Annotated in this window: 16 protein-coding genes; 7 read left to right on the top strand and 9 right to left on the bottom strand. The window is 61.3% G+C overall.

Going from position 1 to position 13,727, the window contains the following annotated elements; all coding sequences use genetic code 11:
* Positions 1-6: 6 nt before the first annotated feature.
* Both IAG25_RS21880 and IAG25_RS21875 read left to right on the top strand, forming a co-directional pair.
* Positions 7-471: an SRPBCC family protein gene (locus tag IAG25_RS21880; protein WP_187606713.1), complete on the top strand. Its 465-nt coding sequence runs from the start codon at positions 7-9 to the stop codon at positions 469-471.
* A gap of 171 nt (positions 472-642) precedes the next feature.
* Positions 643-1,065 (top strand): PaaI family thioesterase, encoded by a 423-nt coding sequence (locus IAG25_RS21875; protein ID WP_029672537.1) that lies wholly within the window; start codon positions 643-645, stop codon positions 1,063-1,065.
* A gap of 119 nt (positions 1,066-1,184) precedes the next feature.
* Here the strand turns inward: IAG25_RS21875 and IAG25_RS21870 are convergent, their stop codons facing one another.
* Entirely contained in the window at positions 1,185-1,568 is a 384-nt protein-coding gene (locus IAG25_RS21870; protein WP_309243954.1) for a hypothetical protein, read from the bottom strand.
* A gap of 418 nt (positions 1,569-1,986) precedes the next feature.
* On the opposite strand from IAG25_RS21870, the gene IAG25_RS21865 reads away from it, so the two are divergent.
* Positions 1,987-2,259 (top strand): phage tail protein, encoded by a 273-nt coding sequence (locus IAG25_RS21865; RefSeq protein WP_029672539.1) that lies wholly within the window; start codon positions 1,987-1,989, stop codon positions 2,257-2,259.
* A 229-nt stretch (positions 2,260-2,488) separates the two neighbouring features.
* Positions 2,489-3,247, top strand: a complete 759-nt coding sequence (locus IAG25_RS21860; protein WP_255503847.1) for a Fic family protein — start codon at positions 2,489-2,491, stop codon at positions 3,245-3,247.
* 128 nt (positions 3,248-3,375) lie between these two features.
* Here IAG25_RS21860 and IAG25_RS21855 read toward each other — a convergent pair whose 3' ends face one another.
* From IAG25_RS21855 to tssD, 3 genes are read right to left on the bottom strand one after another with little or no spacing between them, the layout of a single operon-like run.
* Positions 3,376-3,651 carry a hypothetical protein gene (locus tag IAG25_RS21855; RefSeq protein ID WP_187606711.1) on the bottom strand — a complete coding sequence of 92 codons (276 nt, stop codon included), beginning with the start codon at positions 3,649-3,651 and terminating at the stop codon, positions 3,376-3,378.
* Entirely contained in the window at positions 3,632-4,150 is a 519-nt protein-coding gene (locus IAG25_RS21850) for a DUF2778 domain-containing protein (protein WP_187606710.1), read from the bottom strand. The genes IAG25_RS21855 and IAG25_RS21850 overlap by 20 nt, the downstream gene beginning before the upstream one ends.
* Positions 4,151-4,166: 16 nt before the next feature.
* Positions 4,167-4,649 carry a type VI secretion system tube protein TssD gene (gene tssD / locus IAG25_RS21845; protein WP_187606709.1) on the bottom strand — a complete coding sequence of 161 codons (483 nt, stop codon included), beginning with the start codon at positions 4,647-4,649 and terminating at the stop codon, positions 4,167-4,169.
* A gap of 285 nt (positions 4,650-4,934) precedes the next feature.
* Here tssD and IAG25_RS21840 point away from each other — a divergent pair, with 285 nt between their 5' ends.
* On the top strand, positions 4,935-6,170 hold the full coding sequence (locus tag IAG25_RS21840; RefSeq protein ID WP_187606708.1) for an amidohydrolase family protein: 1,236 nt from the start codon (positions 4,935-4,937) through the stop codon (positions 6,168-6,170).
* A gap of 20 nt (positions 6,171-6,190) precedes the next feature.
* Positions 6,191-7,027 (top strand): bifunctional allantoicase/(S)-ureidoglycine aminohydrolase, encoded by an 837-nt coding sequence (locus tag IAG25_RS21835; protein ID WP_035503772.1) that lies wholly within the window; start codon positions 6,191-6,193, stop codon positions 7,025-7,027.
* Positions 7,028-7,079: 52 nt separating this feature from the next.
* Here the strand turns inward: IAG25_RS21835 and IAG25_RS21830 are convergent, their stop codons facing one another.
* Genes IAG25_RS21830 through IAG25_RS21810 form a run of 5 tightly spaced genes read right to left on the bottom strand, consistent with a single transcriptional unit; the run spans position 7,080 to position 12,571 of the window.
* Positions 7,080-8,534 carry an amidohydrolase family protein gene (locus IAG25_RS21830; RefSeq protein WP_187607108.1) on the bottom strand — a complete coding sequence of 485 codons (1,455 nt, stop codon included), beginning with the start codon at positions 8,532-8,534 and terminating at the stop codon, positions 7,080-7,082.
* Positions 8,534-9,721 (bottom strand): amidohydrolase family protein, encoded by a 1,188-nt coding sequence (locus IAG25_RS21825; protein WP_187607107.1) that lies wholly within the window; start codon positions 9,719-9,721, stop codon positions 8,534-8,536. Before IAG25_RS21825 ends, IAG25_RS21830 begins: the two co-directional genes overlap by 1 nt.
* 5 nt (positions 9,722-9,726) lie before the next feature.
* Positions 9,727-11,208 (bottom strand): sodium:solute symporter family protein, encoded by a 1,482-nt coding sequence (locus tag IAG25_RS21820; RefSeq protein WP_035503774.1) that lies wholly within the window; start codon positions 11,206-11,208, stop codon positions 9,727-9,729.
* Complete coding sequence (locus IAG25_RS21815) at positions 11,205-11,423, bottom strand: DUF3311 domain-containing protein (protein WP_035503775.1); 219 nt, start codon at positions 11,421-11,423, stop codon at positions 11,205-11,207. Before IAG25_RS21815 ends, IAG25_RS21820 begins: the two co-directional genes overlap by 4 nt.
* Positions 11,424-11,443: 20 nt before the next feature.
* Positions 11,444-12,571, bottom strand: coding sequence for a porin (locus IAG25_RS21810; RefSeq protein ID WP_187606707.1), 1,128 nt, complete (start codon positions 12,569-12,571; stop codon positions 11,444-11,446).
* Between the two features lie 259 nt (positions 12,572-12,830).
* Between IAG25_RS21810 and IAG25_RS21805 the strand changes: the two genes are divergently transcribed.
* On the top strand, positions 12,831-13,712 hold the full coding sequence (locus tag IAG25_RS21805; protein ID WP_187606706.1) for a LysR substrate-binding domain-containing protein: 882 nt from the start codon (positions 12,831-12,833) through the stop codon (positions 13,710-13,712).
* Positions 13,713-13,727: the final 15 nt, after the last annotated feature.

Below are 13,727 nucleotides of genomic sequence, written 5' to 3'. Positions count from 1 at the left end.
CAAGCCATGACGCACCGGCTGAACGCCAGCCACAGGATCGTGGTCGACGCTGCGATCGACCAGGCCTTCATGTTCTTCACGCCGGCCGGCGAGGAGCTTTGGGTCGACGGTTGGACGCCAGTCTACGTCTATCCCCGCGACGGCCGCACAGAGTCCGGTATGGTGTTCACCACCGGTCACGGCGATGAGCTGACCATCTGGACCCTGACTGACTTCGACCGCAAGGCACACCGATCATGCTATTCGCGCTGCACGCCGGCCTCGCGCACCGGTCTTGTCGAGGTGCGTTGTGTCGCACTCGACGAGGCGCGCACCGAAGTATGGGTAAGCTACGAGCTCACAGCGCTGAACGCTGCGGGCGAACAGGCGCTCGAAGGTTACGAAGGCGAGCGCTTCGCCGCAATGATCGACGACTGGGCACGCAAGATCGCAGCTTGTCGCGAGTTGCTGCTGGCAGCTTCAATCTGCTGAAGGGCTCGGCACGTGGCTGTAGCAGCTTCACGGCTTCGTTGATATCGACGTACACCGCCAATTATGCGAAGTGCCTGTCGAATCCGAGGACTGTTCTCCGTGCCTGAGCAGTCGATATCATTTGAGTGTCGCTGAGTCGCTGTTCATCGAACCACTTTTCTACCGACGACAATGGCCGATCTTCACACGCGAATTGCCAACAGCTTCAACGCGCAGGGCTTAATGCTGACACTCGGCGCACAGCTTCTCCTCGTTGAAGACGGGGAAGTGCACATCGGCCTGCCATTTTCAAGTCATCTATCTCAGCAACAAGGCTATCTTCATGCGGGCGCTACGTCGAGCATTCTAGACAGCGCATGCGGATATGCAGCGCTGACGAAGTTAGCGCCTGATTTTGATGTGGTCACAGCAGAGTTCAAGATTAATCTCTTGCGGCCAGCTGTTGGCGAGCGCTTTCTGGCTATCGGACGAGTACAGAACGCGGGCAAGACCCTTACCGTGTGCACGGGTGAAGTCCGTGCGTTTTCCGGAGTCGGGGACGAGCATAGGGTGATTGCGATCATGCAGGCGACAATGGCTAACCTTCGCCAGTAGCGGTTATGCCGCTTGCCGCGCGGCCTGAAGGCGAGTTGAAGTGCGTGAACTGACGCCTGGCTCGCAATCTCATTTGCGGATAAGCTGGCCGATGCGCCGCGTGTGTCGCCGCGAAGCCCCTATTGGCGCGGTGGAACCATCGTGGGCGGAACGACCCAGGCTGCGGTCGGCACCATGTAGTAGGGCGGTGCGCTGCGTCGCATCAGCGTGCCGGTGACCGAGAGCGTCACGCCGGTCGGAAGCGGTGGCCCGATGATGAGTACCCGGGGGACCATGACCCGACCTTGCGCGTCTTGAGAATAACGCTTGTCGATCACGCACAGCGGTGGGTCCATCGCCAGCAGCGATACGGGTTGTCGGGAGCCGCCGTCCGTTTCCATGACGTCCTGCACGGGCGTGCCGCGAAGCGTCATGGTCGTCCCGACCGGGAAGCAGAGAGGAGCGGCGGCGCAGGCCGCGCTAGCCCACATGAAGGACAGCACGCAGAGAAGGCAGTTCTTCACGAAACAACTCTCCTGTTCGGCGTTCGATTTCGAACCGTGCGCTTCGTGCCGATCAGCGCCCGCGCTTTCCTCCTTACCTTTCCACGGCAAGGGGAAACCGCTTCTAGAACCTGAGTCTAGCAAGGTCGATGGTAATGGCGAAGTTCGTCCCTGCCTGATGCGTACGCTCGCGTCACCGAAAAATTTCCGAACAATCGAGCGGCCTATAATGGTCTCACGATCTTCGACAACGTCTCTGGAATATCGAGGTAACGGGAGAAGCGACAGGCCGCCTTGGCTCCCGAACACCGGTGCCGACCTCAACTGGATTGTCAGCCGGTACTTGCGTGGCAAATCGAACAGTAACGTCCGTGTAGGGCCAGGAGCAGCCTGGAGCAGGTGTCGTTCCTTCGATCGATGACAACCAAGGAGAAGTTCAATGGGAGACGCGTATATCGGTGAAATCCGCATGTTCAGCTTCGGCTGGGCACCCAAGGGCTGGATGCTGTGTCAGGGCCAGACGCTGCACATCGCGCAATTCCAGGCGCTGTTTGCATTGATTGGCAATTTCTACGGTGGGGATGGGGCAACGACGTTCCAGTTGCCCAATATAACGCCAATGCCGGTGGCCGGTGGCGACGCAAACGGAAAGCCTTATCCGCCGATGAACTTTGCAATCTGCATAAACGGCATCTTCCCAAGCAGGGACTGAGCGCAGCCGGCGCGGCGATTCGTGTTCCCAGTCACCGCGCCGAGGCTGAGTCCGTCAGTGGTTCCGGGTGCCGTTTTTCAGAAGCGTTTAAAAACTTAAGGATGACTGAGAATCGCCGCTGTACGGATGAGCGCTTCCTCGATTCGCACGGCCAGTCGACGCAAGCCGGAACGTTCACCGCGATTCCCGGCGACATCGGATCGGAGTCATGGATTCGTCTCTGCAACGGATGCTCGAAGCGATCGATGCCGACAAAGCGAAACTGGACGCGGTGCGTCCGCTTTCGCCTCCGGCTCTGGCTTCGCTGCGTAAAAGGCTGAGACTGGAATGGACGCCTGATGCGCGTGCAATCGAGCACCACACACGCTCGCAGCACGAGACTCAGATCGTGCTCGACAGCATGACGATGGACGGCAAATCGCTGCCGCAGCACTGCGAAACGATGGGCCGTCGCGGCGCGATGCGTTATCTCGATACGATCGTCGCGAAGAATGAGCCCTTGTCCGCGTGGCAGATCCGGAACATCCACAACGTGGTGTTGAAAGGCCGCGTCGGTGAGGAAGCCTGCCGCTATCGACATGTGAATGTAACGATAGCCGGCGCGCGTACGACTCCGCCGGATTTTCTGGATCTGCCGGCCGAATTGGCCGCGCTCATCGAGTGGCATGCGAGCGGGGAGCATATGCATCCTGTCGCGCGGGCCGCCGAGCTTCATACGCGGTTCGTCAAGATCCATCCATTTATGGACGGAAACGGCAGAACGGGGCGCCTGCTCTTAAATGTCGAGTTGATGAAATCCGGTTATCCCCCGGCCGTTATCCGGAACGAAGATCGCGCGGCGTATTGCGGTTCGCTGGACGAGGCTTGCGTGAGCAACGACTATGCGGGCATTTCCCGGTTGATCGCCGAATCGGTCCAGCGGTCGATGGGCATCTATCTCGACGCGCTCGGATTGCGTGTCGATCACCGGCCTGGCGATGCGCCGTGATCGTCCGTATCGCGTTTGCACCGAGCTTTATGGAATTTTATAAATTGACATAATCTTTATGATCACACTTTTTGACACGACAATAATCGTCGATTCACGAACTCCCGCACAAGCCGTGCCCTTCATCGTCAGACACGCACGGACCCGCGACGCATCCGGTAGCGCCGCCAGAGTTTCAATATGACCTTGTAAGCGATGATGGCCACCATCAGATCGATTGCCGTCATCGACAATATATAGAGCATCTCCACATCCTCGACGCCAAAGGCATCGGAAATTACGAAGAGCACATGCTGCTGCGGTTCAGTCATTGGCAGCGGGTACGTATGCACGTAACGCACCGCCAGGAAGAACAGGCCGATGAACAGCGCTATCTTGAATAACTTACGGACAAGTGTCGCCAACCGTGATCACCTCAATCCAGCCATACGCGCGAAGGCCGGACGTACCCGCCGCGATTGTTGCTGTCTGTAAAAGCATCTGTCGAAGTCTTTGAAAATCCGCCACGCTCTTCAACGTGATGCACCCGAATGAAACGCCCTGCCCACCAATCGGATGAAGACGGAAGTTACCTCGCTCGACTCCATCTATCCAAGTCCAATCGTCGATTAGTCCGTCGTCGCGGTAAAGGGCGAACCATTCGTAGTGGTGAGATGGATTGCCAGTTGCAGAATTCCAAGAGTCCTTTAGCCACGCTTGCATTTGAGATTTGATCCCGCCAGTCGGACGGTCCACAATCCAGTATTTGCCGGCCGGGATCGGCCCTGCTCCGGCCACTGCGGTGCAGCCTCCACGGTTCCGGTAACTATCATTGCCGGAAAACGCGAGAAATGCACCGACACCCGCCATCACAAGGGTCAACGTCGGCGCATTGTCAACCACGAATCTACCCTGCAGAGCCATTTTCGTTCTCCCGCGCTTAGCGCTCTGTCCACGCGTCGGAGAATCGGATGTTGCCGTCCAGGTAGTGCCAGGTGATGTTGTCATACATGAGCGACACTGATTCCGTGTGATTCAGTTGGCTCAGGCTTGCGATCTTCGTGTTTGCGAAACCGGAATTGACACCCGCGACCTTCACGCCCTCAAGCAGTATCGTGAAGTAATTCTCTTCGCGCCCGGCGTCGTTGATGCGATAGAACTTGATTTCGGCACTTTCAAGCGTCTGCCCTTTAGCAACGGCTTGATAGAGATACGGACTGGCGGCATCGAACTCCTTCTCGATTGCCATCGGCGCGTGAATGCGCGTGCCGGTGATCTTGCCGGCGTTGCCGTCGACTGGAAGCGTTAGTCCGTGACCGAAGCCAATAATCTCGACACTCCCCTCTCGTCCCTGCACCGTAACGCTGCCTTTAATGGCTGAACCACCGTCGTCCTTGAGCCACATATAAGCCGGAATCGGCATCACTCACATCCTTCTCGAATGAACAGGTTTAATTCGGCTAACTTATTGTTATCCGCCGAGGAAATGAGAATGCCAAAGGTGAAGTGATAAGCCAACGAGGTTTGTCTGAAAGCGGCATTTCCAAAATCCATTCAAAAATCAAATACCCCACATTCAAACATTTAATTTGTCGATATCACCCGTCTCCGATATTTTGTACAGGTCCACCCCACCGAGGACCCACAACCCAACGCCGCAACCGGTTCAGGACGCGTTGAAAAGGTCCCGAATCACTGAGGCACAAGCATGTTCGACCGCGTCTTCGTCAATGCCATCGACGCCGATGGCAATCCATTGAATCTCGCGGTAAAAGACGGCCGCTTCGCCAGCATCGGCTCGCAACGCATCGAAGCGCGCGCCGAAGAAGTCATCGATCTCAAAGGCCATCTCGTCCTGCCCGGCTTCGTCGATGGCCACATCCATCTCGACAAGAGCTTCGTGGGCGATGGCTGGCGCCCTCATCGCTCCGCCGCGAGCCTGCGCGAGCGTCTCGCCATCGAAAAACAGGAACTCGCGCGCGCACGTCCCATCGCCGAGCGCGCGGACGCGCTGATTCGTCAGGCCGCATCGTTCGGCACCATTGCCATGCGCAGTCATGTCGATGTCGACGCCACCACGGGTCTCACGAATCTCCACGCCGTCATGGAAGCGCGCGAAAAATGGCGCGGCCTCGTCGATATCGAACTCGTCGCGTTTCCCCAGGCGGGCGTCGTGTCCTGTCCGGGCACCGCGGACATTCTCGATGCAGCGGCGCGTGAAGGCGCTCAGGTCGTCGGCGGCATCGATCCGACGACACTCGACGGCGACGCCGACGGCCAGCTCGATATCGTCTTCGGCATCGCCGAAAAGCGTGGCGTGAAAATCGATATCCATCTGCACGAAGCCGATCAGCAAGGGATCGACCAATTGCACCGGATCGCCGCGCGCACGAAGGCATCCGGACTGCATGGCCGCGTGACCGTCAGCCACGCCTACGCTTTGGGCGATGTCGCGCCCGACGTGGTCGACCGTGTCGCGTCGGCGCTCGCGGATGCAGGCGTATCGATCATGACCAACGCCCCCGGCGATCGCGCGTTCCCGCCGATCCTGCGATTGCGCGCGGCAGGCGTGCGCGTCTTCACCGGCAACGACAACATCCAGGATGCATGGTGGCCGTACGGCAATGGCGACATGCTGCAACGCGCGATGCTGATCGGTTATCGCTCAGGTTTCTATACTGATGATGAACTGCGCGTCGCGCTGCACATGTCGACCGACGCCGGCGCCGCGGTGCTCGGGCACGACGCTTACGGTTTGAAGGCCGGTCACGACGCGACGTTCGTCATCATGAAGGCGGCCAATGCGGCCGCAGCCGTCGCGGCCGTGCCGGCGGAGCGCACGATCGTGCGCAGCGGAAAGTTCTGGGGCGATACGTCCCGACTGCAATTCGAGTCCGGTCTAGCCGGACACCACCACGGCGTCGCGATCAGCACGGCGGCGTGAACATCAACGGAGACTTACGTATGTCAACGAATACCTACTACGCGCCTCACGGCGGTCATCCACCGCAGACAGAGCTGCTGACCGATCGCGCGATGTTCACCGAAGCGTATGCCGTCATCCCCAAAGGCGTGATGCGCGATATCGTCACGAGTCATCTGCCGTTCTGGGACAAGACGCGTCTCTGGGTGCTGGCGCGGCCTCTGACCGGGTTTGCCGAGACGTTCTCGCAATACATCATGGAAGTGGCGTCCGGCGGCGGCAGCGAAAAGCCTGAACAGGACCCGAACGCGGAAGGCGTGCTGTTCGTCGTCGAAGGCGAAATCGAAGTGACGCTGCAAGGCAAGTTGCACGTGCTGAAGACCGGCGGCTATGCGTTCATTCCGCCTGGCACGAACTGGCAGTTGCGCAATCGTCATAAGGATACTGCCCGCTTCCACTGGGTCCGCAAGCACTATGAAGCCGTGGATGGCGTGCCGCTTCCCGAAGCCTTCGTGACGAACGAGCAGGACATCGAGCCGATCGCCATGCCCGGCACCGAAGGACGCTGGGTGACGACGCGCTTCGTCGATTCCAGCGACATGCGTCACGACATGCACGTGAACATCGTCACGTTCCAGCCCGGCGGCGTCATCCCGTTCGCGGAAACGCACGTGATGGAACACGGTCTCTACGTGCTGGAAGGCAAGGCGGTGTATCGGCTGAATCAGGACTGGGTCGAAGTGGAAGCAGGCGACTTCATGTGGCTGCGCGCATTCTGTCCGCAAGCGTGTTATGCGGGCGGGCCGAGCCGCTTCCGCTATCTGCTGTACAAGGACGTCAACCGGCACATGAAGCTGACGCTCAACGCGCCGCGTTGATCGTCGCGATGCGGCACGCCCTGCTGCTCAGGCGTGCCGCAAGGGTCCGGCTTCAGTAGTGGCTGTGCCCCCACAACGTGCGCGGCGCGTCGAGCAGATGACGCAAGCCCGCGCGCTCGAACGTGCTATCCGCAACCTGCGAGACGCGGTCGAGTATCTCCCCTTCATCGACCGACAGCACCCGGTAATCCTCCATCAGGACCTTCCCGCCGACCATCGTCATGCACACGTCGCCCGCATTCGCGAAGCACGTGACGCGATAGACCGGCATGTTCATCGGCATCAGATGCGGCTTGAACAGGTCGACGAGAATGATGTCGGCCTGCTTGCCCGCTTCGAGCGAACCCAGTTCATGGTCGAGTGACAAGGCGCGAGCCGCGTCGATGGTGACCATCTCGAGCACCTTGCCATGCGGAAGCACATCCGGATCGCGGAAGTGCCGCCGATGGTAATGCATGCACTGCCACATATGGCGGAACATATCATAGCCTCTATCGGGCGCAGCGCCGTCGGAGCCGATCGCCACCGTCACGCCCGCATCGATCAGTTCGGGCACCGGGCAGCGTCCGATGATCGACATGATCGCGCTCGGGTTATGCACGATCGAAGCGCCCGTCTCCACGCACGCCGCGATGTCCGCCTCCGTCAGATCGATCGCGTGCGACATGAACGACTTCGCGTTCAGCAATCCTAGCTCGCGATGCGCGAAATCGAGCGTGCCCGCGCGATGACCATCCTGCGTGAAGCTCAGGTTCCGTTCGCGCGCCATCGACATGTAGCGCTGCGCTTCACGCCGATAGTCGCCTTCATATTGCGCGACCTCGGGATAATGCTCCGGCGCGAACACGGGCAACATCAACGCGATCTGAATGCGGCCATCGGCATCGCCGTGACATGCATCGACGATGTCCTTGCATACGTCGAACATGCGTTCGAAATCTACGTCGTATGTTTCGCTGTTTCCGCCCGCGCCGTGCCGCGTATAAGGACGAGGCGCGGGCGGACGCGACGGACCGACCGCGACGATCGATCGCGTGCCCGTCCTGACCACCGCATCGCAATGACGCCGTGCATACACGGGATCATCGACACGCATGATCGAATCGCCGCCTCCCAGTAGCGAGACGCCTGTCGTCACGCCCGCCTTCAGACGTTCGAGCGCCGCGAGATGCGACTCCGTTTCCCAGAAGGCTTCGTCGGAAGCGCGTGTGTAGATCGCCTCGCATGCCGCCGTCCATGCATCGCCGTCCGCGCCGCCGATCGTTCTGAGCATCGCGTGCCCTGCATGGGCGTGCGCATCGATCAGGCCGGGCAATACGGCCTTGCGGCGTGCATCGATCACACGCGCTGCCCGGTATCGCCGCGCGAGCTCGCTCGTTTCGCCGACAGCGACGATGCGATCGCCCTTCACCGCCACCGCGCCGTCATCGATGACACGGCGCGACGGATCCATCGTGATGACGCAGCCGTGCTCGATCAGTATGTCGACGTGTTCATGTTCGTTCATCACGTGAGCGCTCCGTCACGCGCCACGATGCGGCCGTTGGCCACGACGAGCTTGCGCACCGGCCGCGACGCCACCGCATGCGCGACGGTCTGCGCATCGACCAGCACGAGGTCCGCGCGCGCGCCCGCGTGCAGGCCGTAGTCGGTGAAACCGCAACCGCGCGCAGCAGCCTCGCTGACGCAATCGAACGCGATCATGAGATCGTCGTCGCGACGCAGGTCGTAGCGCATGCCGATCAGCATCGCGCGTTCGAGCATGTCGGGAACGCCGTATGGCGACCAGGTGTCGCGAATGCCGTCGTTGCCGCCGAACATCGTGATGCCCTTCTCGCGACAAAGCTTGAGCGGCGGAACCGTGCGCGAAGGCGGCGCGCTCGTCAGCAGCGCCACGCGCAACCGTGCGATTCGATCCAGCAGCGCATCGCGTTCGCGCTCCGGCAACGCGCCAAGACAAAAGCCGTGACTGACGACCACCCTGCCCTGCATGCCCATCGTCTCGACGCGGTCGAGCAGCAGTCTCAGCGTGAATGCGCCGACTTCGCCGGGCTCGTGCAGATGGATATCGATCGGCTTGCCATGACGTTCCGCGAGCGCGAAAGTCGCATCGAGCGATGCAACGGGATCGCCGTCGATCAACGCGGGATCGAGCGCACCGAGAACATCCGCGCCTTCCGCGAGCGCGCTGCCGAGCAATTCGACCGTGCCGGGACGAATCAGCATGCCCGACTGCGGAAACGCGACGATCTGCATCTCCAGCGTGTCGCGCATCGTCTGCCGCGTCGCGAGCACGCCTTCGAGGTAGCGCAGGCGCGCATCGGTGTCGATATCGACATGCGTGCGCAGACGCGTGGTGCCCGCCTGCACGAATGCGCGCGACAGCGCGAGCGATTGCGCGGCGGCATCGTGTCCCGATGTCCTGCGCCACTCGCGTTCGTTGCTGATGCGATCGGTGAGCAGCGGGCCGACTTCATTGCGATACCACGGACGGCCCCAGTTGCTCTTGTCGATGTGCGTGTGGCCTTCGACGAAACCCGGCAGCAGCAGCGCGCCGCCGACATCTTCGACATGCGCGCCGGGGGGCGCCGAGACATTCGCGCCGAGCGCTTCGATACGGCCATCGACGACCGAGACGGAGACGGTCTGGCCATCGGCCAGCCGGACATTGGAAAGATAGAGAGAGCGAGTCATGTTTGTCATGCCGATCCTACGGCAGTATCGATACGCGCCCGCAGCAAACGTTGTGCGGCGCTGATTGCAACGAAGACCACGGCGTTCGCGAACAGCGCGACGAGCCCCATGTTGATCGACGTGAACGCGAGCGGCGCGCCGGGAAAGGCGGTCGCAAGCGTCATGCCGCCCCAACTCGACAGCCCGAGCACGACGCCGCCTGCCGCGATGCCGCCGAACGCCGCTTCGCGCGTGCCGAAAGGCCGCTTGAGAAAACTCGACGCGAGCATCGGCACCAGTTGCGTGAGCAGGCTCGACGAGAAGATCGCGAGTGCCACGAAGGTCGCACCGCCGCGCAACACGAAAAAGACGACGACCAGCGTGAACAGCGGCAGCGCGATACGGGCGACGCGGGCCACTTCCCTGTCGGTCGCCTGCGGCGCGAAGCCTTCGCGATAGATGTTACGCGCGATCGTCGTCGATGCATTGAGCATGATGAGCGAGCCCGGCACCAGCGCGGTGAGCAGCCCCGCCCCGCCGACGATGCCCACGAACCACGCCGGGAAAGTCTGCTTGACGAGCCGCAGCAGCGCGAGATCGGTTTGCGCGCCTTCGAGCCCGTGCACGGTGAGCACGGCAGCGAAGCCGACGAGGAACAGGAATGCGATGAGCACCTGATAGATCGGCATCAGGACGACGTTCTTGCGCAGCGCCGATGCATCGCGCGCCACATAGACCGCCGTGAAGCCGTGCGGATACAGGTAGTAGCCGAGCGACGTGAGCAGCAGCGTCGAGTTGTACCAGCTCAGATTGAAGCCATGCTCGGGCATGCGCAGCAGTTCCGGATGCACGGCATCGATGCGCGCGAACATTTCGCCGAAGCCGCCGAAGTAATGCAGCGGCAGATAGGTGCCGAGAAAGATCGCGAGGCCGAGAATCAGCACATCCTTGAAGATCGCGATGCTAGCCGAGCCGTGAATGCCCGAGACCGTCATGTACGCGACCATCAGCACCGCGCTGATCCAGATAGCGGTGTTCTGCGAGATCAGTCCATACGACATCTCGGAGACGATGATCCCGAGCCCGCGCAACTGGATGATCAGGAGCGACACCATCGCGAGCACGGCCACGATCGAAACCAGCACGCCGATCGCGCGGCTGTCGTACTTCGATGCGAAGTAATCGGCGAACGATACGAGGTTGCGGTCCTTCGCATAGCGCCAGATGGCGGGCAGCATCCAGTAGCCGAGCACATACGCGAGGCACCCGTACGACAGGATATAGAACGCCGGCACGCCCTTGCTATAGGTCCAGCCGCTCGCGCCGAGGAACGAGAATGTCGAGAAGGCCTCGCCCGCCATCAGCAGGAAGGTCAGCAGCGAACCGAAGCCGCGTCCGCCGACCGCCCATTGCTCCAGGCTGAGCTGCTTTTTTCCGCGACGCGCGTACAGGCCCACGGCCAGCGCGAAGATCGCGAACAGAACGATGATGATCAGCGACGCGTTCATTGCGATCCTCCCGCGCGTGCGCTCGAATCCGCCGCTTCGTCGCGGCTGTCGAGGCAATAGATGAGCGCAAGGATCGCAGCCGTCGCCGCCATCCAGAAGAGATTCCACACCAGCAGAAAAGGCACGCCGAAGAGAAGCGGCGTATGCGCGGCGAGCGAGCCGCCCGAGTAGAGGCCGATGAACGGCAGCGCGGCAAGAAGAATGCGGAGTTTCATGAGGTTCCTCGCATGACCTGTCAGAACTTCTGACGCAGACCGGCGACGAACGCCAGTTGTGAAGTCGTCGACGACGGCGCGGCGATTCCATCGATCCATGCATGACCGATGCCAGCCGTCGCCTTCTGATAAAAGCCGTTCACATAGACGTCCGTGCGCTTGGACAACAGATACTGCAGACCGCCCGAGACCTGATGATAGTGCCCGCTCGTATCGCCTTGCGACGCCTGCGTGTAGGTATAGCCGACAGCCGCGATCAGCGCCGGCGACAGCGAATAGCGTACGCTGCCTTCGTAGTTCCCGAAGCGCAGCGCGCCGCCCGAGGCCATGTTGAAGTCCGAGCCCGTGTAGAGCAGCCCGAGCGTCGCGGGACCGAATGTGTAGGTGCCGCCCGCGCCCCAGATCTGCTGACGGGTCGCGTCGACGAGACGTGTTCCGAAGACCGCGGCGCTCGGCGCGTAGTAGTTGTCGGATGCGACCGCGCCCACGGCACTGCTCGCGGGCTGATTCATGCGCGCGTAGGCCGCGCCGAGATTGACCGGCCCGCTCGTGTAACTGAGACCCGCGCTCCAGCTATTGTTGGCCGCGAAGCCGGTGGAATTCGAAAAGCCGTACATCGCGTTCGCCTGCAATCCCGCGATGATCGGCGAGACATACTTGACGGCGTTGTTCGTGCGGAACGTGTTGTTGATGTCGTCGTTGTCGAACGGATGGGTCGAATACTGAGCGAGCGTATTGCTGATCTGGATCGAACCGAGAATGTCCTGGACCGTGTTGTACTGGCGGCCCAGCGTGAGCGCGCCGAGCTTCTCGCTGCTCATGCCGACCCAGGCCTGCCGGCCGAACATCCGGCCGGCCTGCATCGCCGTGCCGTTCATGACGTTGAAGCCGTTCTCCAGCTTGAAATTCGCTTTCAGGCCGCCGCCCAGATCTTCCGATCCGAGCAGGCCCCAGCGCGGTCCCGACTCGTTACCGCCCGTCGCCTGCCATGCCGAATGGCCTTGCTGGTTATTCGTGTACGTGATGCCGCCATCGACGATGCCGTACAGCACGACGCTCGATTGCGCGCCCGCCGTGCCTGCCAGCACCATGCCGGTACCGGCCGCCACGAGCGATATCCTCCAGGTGTTCACTTGCGCTTTCTTCATCCTTGTCTCCGGGCATATGCTCGTCACGCGGTTTTTCGCCTGCGTTCGAGCCTTTTTGTCTGACGTCGAAGGGTGATGGCTAGCCATTCGCATCAACGTCGGCTGATGTTATCCATCTCGCCTTGTATTCAAAAATTAAATGTTCTAATGGGTGTCAGTTGAAAAACGAATACCGCACGACACGCGGCGGCTGCGCGATTGCCAGTGCCGGTCACGCGTGATAGAAGTCAGAGTCCGAATTCAACGATCAACTGGGTCGATGAAACACGTTCCCCAAGCACGCACCCCGCTCTTCGATCTGGATCTGCTGAAAGCCATCGTCATGGTGGCGGATTGCGGCACCTTCACCGCGGCGTCCGCACGGCTTCATTCGACGCAATCGACCGTGAGCCAGAAGGTGCGTCGACTGGAGGAGTTGGCGGGACACAAGCTGCTCGAACGCGGCAGCCGCGACGTTCGTCCGACCGACGCCGGAGAAACCCTGCTTGCGTACGCACGCCGGATGCTCGCGCTCAACGATGAAATGATCGAGGCGCTATCGGGCGCGAACGTGGGCCTGACAGTGCGTCTCGGCGTGCCGGAAGACTTCGTCGGCGGGCCGACCACGCATATGCTGGCCGCGTTCAATCGCAAGCATCCGCAGGTGAAGCTCGAAGTGACGAGCGGGCTGAGCCGCGACATCAGCGCCAGCTACGATCGCGGCGACCTCGACCTGGTTCTCGTGAAGCAGCGCCGCAATAGCCGCGAGGCGGTCGCGAGCTGGCCGGAGCAGCTTCGATGGATCGACAGCGCGAAGAATCCCTCGTTCGGCCTGAACCCGATTCCGCTCGTCGCGTTTCCGCCGCGCGGGCTTTATCGCGACGACATGACCAACGCGATCGAAAGCATCGGGCGACGCTGGCGGCTGAGCTTCATCAGTTCGAGTCTGAGCGGCATTCAGGCGGCCGTCGCCGATGGTCTGGGGATCAGCCTGCTTCCGGCGCGGGCCGTTTCGCCGGATCACGTCGTGCTGACGGCGAAGAACGGGCTGCCGGCCATCGAGACGATGGATATCGCGTTGCTGCATCGTCCGACCGCGGATACCGTCGTCAAGGAACTCGCGCGGGCGTTGTCGCGGATGTTCGGCCCGCAGCGGCGATAGCCGCCGGGTTTATAG

Origin of the sequence: Caballeronia sp. EK, assembly GCF_014384845.1 — a bacterium.
Taxonomy (GTDB): Bacteria; Pseudomonadota; Gammaproteobacteria; order Burkholderiales; family Burkholderiaceae; genus Caballeronia; species Caballeronia jiangsuensis.
Note: the sequence above shows the minus strand (reverse complement) of the source record. Positions and strands in the feature narration are given on the sequence as shown.

What these genes read in the sequence shown, in the direction of transcription:
- IAG25_RS21880 (WP_187606713.1), top strand. Translation starts at nt 7, where the DNA reads ATGACGCACCGGCTGAACGCCAGCCACAGGATCGTGGTCGACGCTGCG.
- IAG25_RS21875 (WP_029672537.1), top strand. Translation starts at nt 643, where the DNA reads ATGGCCGATCTTCACACGCGAATTGCCAACAGCTTCAACGCGCAGGGC.
- IAG25_RS21865 (WP_029672539.1), top strand. Translation starts at nt 1,987, where the DNA reads ATGGGAGACGCGTATATCGGTGAAATCCGCATGTTCAGCTTCGGCTGG.
- IAG25_RS21860 (WP_255503847.1), top strand. Translation starts at nt 2,489, where the DNA reads ATGCTCGAAGCGATCGATGCCGACAAAGCGAAACTGGACGCGGTGCGT.
- IAG25_RS21850 (WP_187606710.1), bottom strand. Translation starts at nt 4,150, where the DNA reads ATGGCTCTGCAGGGTAGATTCGTGGTTGACAATGCGCCGACGTTGACC.
- tssD (WP_187606709.1), bottom strand. Translation starts at nt 4,649, where the DNA reads ATGCCGATTCCGGCTTATATGTGGCTCAAGGACGACGGTGGTTCAGCC.
- IAG25_RS21840 (WP_187606708.1), top strand. Translation starts at nt 4,935, where the DNA reads ATGTTCGACCGCGTCTTCGTCAATGCCATCGACGCCGATGGCAATCCA.
- IAG25_RS21835 (WP_035503772.1), top strand. Translation starts at nt 6,191, where the DNA reads ATGTCAACGAATACCTACTACGCGCCTCACGGCGGTCATCCACCGCAG.
- IAG25_RS21830 (WP_187607108.1), bottom strand. Translation starts at nt 8,534, where the DNA reads ATGAACGAACATGAACACGTCGACATACTGATCGAGCACGGCTGCGTC.
- IAG25_RS21825 (WP_187607107.1), bottom strand. Translation starts at nt 9,721, where the DNA reads ATGACTCGCTCTCTCTATCTTTCCAATGTCCGGCTGGCCGATGGCCAG.
- IAG25_RS21820 (WP_035503774.1), bottom strand. Translation starts at nt 11,208, where the DNA reads ATGAACGCGTCGCTGATCATCATCGTTCTGTTCGCGATCTTCGCGCTG.
- IAG25_RS21815 (WP_035503775.1), bottom strand. Translation starts at nt 11,423, where the DNA reads ATGAAACTCCGCATTCTTCTTGCCGCGCTGCCGTTCATCGGCCTCTAC.
- IAG25_RS21810 (WP_187606707.1), bottom strand. Translation starts at nt 12,571, where the DNA reads ATGAAGAAAGCGCAAGTGAACACCTGGAGGATATCGCTCGTGGCGGCC.
- IAG25_RS21805 (WP_187606706.1), top strand. Translation starts at nt 12,831, where the DNA reads ATGAAACACGTTCCCCAAGCACGCACCCCGCTCTTCGATCTGGATCTG.